4 protein-coding genes and 3 tRNA genes are annotated in these 3,006 nt (G+C 56.0%); all 7 read left to right on the top strand.

Features of this window, described 5'->3' with window-relative positions; all coding sequences use genetic code 11:
* Positions 1-229 precede the first annotated feature (229 nt).
* Complete coding sequence (gene birA / locus EGJ09_RS18855) at positions 230-1,189, top strand: bifunctional biotin--[acetyl-CoA-carboxylase] ligase/biotin operon repressor BirA (protein ID WP_125924554.1); 960 nt, start codon at positions 230-232, stop codon at positions 1,187-1,189.
* Entirely contained in the window at positions 1,179-1,928 is a 750-nt protein-coding gene (locus EGJ09_RS18860) for a pantothenate kinase (protein ID WP_125924555.1), read from the top strand. The genes birA and EGJ09_RS18860 overlap by 11 nt, the downstream gene beginning before the upstream one ends.
* Positions 1,929-1,935: 7 nt before the next feature.
* Complete coding sequence (locus tag EGJ09_RS18865) at positions 1,936-2,361, top strand: hypothetical protein (protein ID WP_046788138.1); 426 nt, start codon at positions 1,936-1,938, stop codon at positions 2,359-2,361.
* Between the two features lie 152 nt (positions 2,362-2,513).
* Positions 2,514-2,597, top strand: a tRNA-Tyr gene (locus tag EGJ09_RS18870).
* A gap of 24 nt (positions 2,598-2,621) precedes the next feature.
* A tRNA-Gly gene (locus EGJ09_RS18875) sits at positions 2,622-2,695 on the top strand.
* A 29-nt stretch (positions 2,696-2,724) separates the two neighbouring features.
* Positions 2,725-2,800, top strand: a tRNA-Thr gene (locus tag EGJ09_RS18880).
* A 78-nt stretch (positions 2,801-2,878) separates the two neighbouring features.
* The coding region (locus EGJ09_RS18885; RefSeq protein WP_232859055.1) for a GTP-binding protein at positions 2,879-3,006 on the top strand (128 nt) is incomplete at its 3' end.

Here is a 3,006-nt window from a genome sequence, read left to right on the forward strand (position 1 = left end):
GAACTCAGTAGTGAAACGATGCATCGCCGATGGTAGTGTGGGGTTTCCCCATGTGAGAGTAGGTCATCGTCAAGATTCATTTCGCAAAACCCCTATCTGCGCAAGCAGGTAGGGGTTTTGTCTTTTCTGGCTTTATACACGGTATTTGGCTCGTTTCGGGCGGCCCTTTTCCTATGCAAGCCCACTACCCATAGCTATCATGCCAGCCTTATTCCAAGTCGAGACTGGCATGCTGAAGTTGTTGAATCTCCTCAAGGATGGCCGGTTCCATTCCGGAGAAGCCTTGGGGGCAGCCCTCGGGGTGAGCCGCAGCGCCGTTTGGAAGCAGCTGCAGCATCTGGAGAGTGAGCTGAATCTCACCATTCACAAGGTTCGTGGGCGTGGCTATCAGCTAGCGGCGCCCTTGGCCTTGCTCGAAGCAAAGGCAATTGCCGAATTTGCTGGTGGTGAGCAATGGCCAATGTTCATCCACGAAACCATCGGCTCGACTAACGCTGAAGGGTTGCGGCTCGTGGGGGAGGGGCTGGCAGCTCCCTTTCTGGTGCTTGCCGAGCGACAGAGCGCTGGGCGTGGCCGTCGCGGTCGTCAGTGGGTAAGTCCTTTCGCGGAAAACCTTTACTACAGCCTGGTGTTACGTGTCGAAGGCGGCATGCGACAGCTCGAAGGGCTGAGTCTGGTGGTCGGCTTGGCGGTAATGCGCACCTTGGAAGGCTTCGGTGTTAAGGAAGTTGGGCTCAAGTGGCCTAATGATGTTCTTGTGCGTGGGCAGAAAATCGCCGGCATCCTGCTTGAGTTGGTCGGTGATCCGGCGGACGTCTGTCACGTTGTTCTTGGCATTGGCGTCAATGTGAACATGCAGGTAAACGTCCAGGTCGATCAGCAGTGGACATCCATACGGCGTGAGGTTGGCTCTCCCATCGATCGTAATCGCCTGGTGGCAATGCTCAGCCAGCAACTGCAGCACGAGCTGGCGCGTCACCGACGTTATGGTTTTGCCGCTTTTCAGGAGGAATGGGAGCAAGGACATCTATGGCAGGGGCGTAACGTATCGCTTGTTGCCGGCAGTACCCAGATCGATGGAGTAGTGCTTGGAGTGGATGGGCAGGGTGGCTTGCGCCTGGAGATCGATGGCGTGGAGAAGAGCTTCAGTGGTGGTGAGCTCAGTTTGAGGTTGCGTGATGATTCTTGAGCTCGATTGCGGTAACAGCTTCATCAAATGGCGAGTCATTCATGCTGTCGACGCTACTATCGTGGGTGGCGGCATTGTGGATTCGGATCAGGCGCTTGTGGCCGAGGTCGGTACTTTGGCTTCGCTGCGTTTGTCGGGTTGTCGTATCGTCAGTGTGCGCAGCGAGGAAGAAACGGCAGCGCTCTGTACGCTGATCGCTCAGGCGTTTTCTGTGTTGCCGCGTGTCGCGGAACCGGCTCGTGAGATGGCCGGGGTGCGCAATGGATATGAAGATTTCCAGCGCCTGGGCATGGATCGCTGGCTCGCGGCGTTGGGCGCTTTCCACTTGGCCAAGGGTGCGTGCTTGGTGATCGACCTGGGTACAGCTGCCAAGGCCGACTTCATTGGCGCTGATGGCGAGCATCTTGGGGGGTACATCTGCCCAGGTATGCCACTGATGCGCAGCCAGTTGCGCACGCACACTCGACGCATCCGCTACGACGACGCATCTGCGGAGCGTGCCTTGACCAGCCTCGCTCCTGGGCGCTCGACCGTCGAGGCGGTCGAGCGTGGCTGCGTGTTGATGCTGCAGGGCTTTGCTCGTACGCAGCTGGAGCAAGCACGCTCGCTGTGGGGGGAGGACTTTACTGTATTCCTCACTGGGGGCGATGCACCATTGGTGCGTGAAGCAGCACCGCAGGCGCGCGTGGTTCCCGACTTGGTATTCGTTGGCTTGGCAATGGCCTGCCCTTTGAGCTGAGGTGTTTATGCGTTGGTTGTTTCTGCTATTGCTGGTGCTCAACGTCTTCTATTACGTCTGGCACCAACAGGAAGCCCCGCTAAAAGCTAAGGATGTCGCCCCGCTCTCGTTGTACAAAGGCAATCAGCAGGAGATTCGTCTCTTGCGTGAAACGGGTGTGGCCACGCCGCCCCGTCGCCGCGACGAATGTCTGGTGGTGGGCGGCCTGGCGGGGCGAGATCAAATCGATGCCCTGCGCCAGCGCTTGTTGAGCTTGGATATCAGTGCATTGCCGGTATCTGGGCAGCTGCCCGGCGCTGATGGCCTCTGGCTCAAGATTTCCCCGGAAAGCGAGCGTTTGCTGGATCAAACGGTCCTCGCCACTCTTTCCAACGATTTCAAAGACTTAAAACATAAAATTATTTTCTGCCAGGGTATTGCAACTGGCGAATAGCTTGATAGAATGGCGCCCGCTTCACAGGGAACACCACTGAGGTGGTAGAGCTGGAGGCAGTGTCAAAGTTGCTAAGCTTCAGATTTGATTGAAAAAATTTGAAAATAAGCTTGACACTAGGGCGGCAGACAAATAGAATGCCGGCCACATCTGGAGGGATTCCCGAGCGGTCAAAGGGGACGGACTGTAAATCCGTTGCGAGAGCTTCGAAGGTTCGAATCCTTCTCCCTCCACCAGTTTTAGCGAGAGCCGCAAGCTCCGCGGGTATAGTTTAGTGGTAGAACCTCAGCCTTCCAAGCTGATGATGCGGGTTCGATTCCCGCTACCCGCTCCAAGTTTGCCGGATTTTGCACAATGTGTTTCGCTCTTGTAGCTCAGTTGGTAGAGCACACCCTTGGTAAGGGTGAGGTCAGCGGTTCAAGTCCGCTCAAGAGCTCCATATAAACAAGGCAGATATGAAAATATCTGCCTTTGTTTTATCAGCGTAAGACTATTTCTTCTGCGGAGGATTGTATCGATGGCTAAGGAAAAGTTTGATCGTTCCCTTCCCCACGTTAACGTCGGCACTATCGGCCACGTTGACCACGGTAAGACCACTCTGACCGCAGCTCTGACTCGCGTTTGCTCCGAAGTTTTCGGTTCGGC

The sequence above is a fragment of the Pseudomonas sp. p106 genome (assembly GCF_003936645.1).
Lineage (GTDB): Bacteria > Pseudomonadota > Gammaproteobacteria > Pseudomonadales > Pseudomonadaceae > Aquipseudomonas > Aquipseudomonas putida_E.